Annotated in this window: 1 protein-coding gene; it reads right to left on the bottom strand. The window is 38.7% G+C overall.

What is annotated here, in order from left to right:
* Positions 1 to 56: 56 nt before the first annotated feature.
* A partial coding sequence (locus BN4575_RS20445) for a hypothetical protein (protein ID WP_218060789.1) occupies positions 57 to 543 on the bottom strand: 487 nt, incomplete at its 5' end.

The following is a 543-nucleotide window of genomic DNA, read 5'->3' as shown; positions in this document are numbered from 1 at the left end:
CCCTGAAAAAGAATAGACTATTCAGGGACGACTATCTTTCTGCTCTTTACTTGTTTTTATCGATTATCGATTGAATCCTGCAGTTTCTGGCCGGCAACTGTTTCGAATATCGAATCATCAATTATTAGTTTGCTACCGTCGATTGCTGATTTTTCTTCTGCCTCGGCAGTCTTTAATTCTATTTTATCAAAGAATGCACCAGCACCTTTTTCCACGTCTTTTATGCATACTGTACCAGCTGCAATAATAAAACGGGCAATATTAAGTTTTTTATAGGCACCCGGCTTTCCAGTTGCTTTGTCGTAGATTTGAGCGATATTAGCCTGAATATTATGCCATTTCCCCGATTCAAGAGGCACATCGATAAAGAACCCTTTTTTACGTTGTGCTGACCGCTGAAAATAAAGCCAGCTTGACACTTCGCCCGAAATAGTATATCCCATAGCACGCGGATAATAATCGTATTCATATTCATGTTCAGATTTCACAAAATCAAATTCCATGATGAATTCATAATTGCCGTTATCCTTTCCTTCATTCCCT

It is taken from the genome of Aeromonas sp. EERV15, from assembly GCF_900079845.1.
Lineage (GTDB): Bacteria > Pseudomonadota > Gammaproteobacteria > Enterobacterales > Aeromonadaceae > Aeromonas > Aeromonas sobria.
Note: the sequence above shows the minus strand (reverse complement) of the source record. Positions and strands in the feature narration are given on the sequence as shown.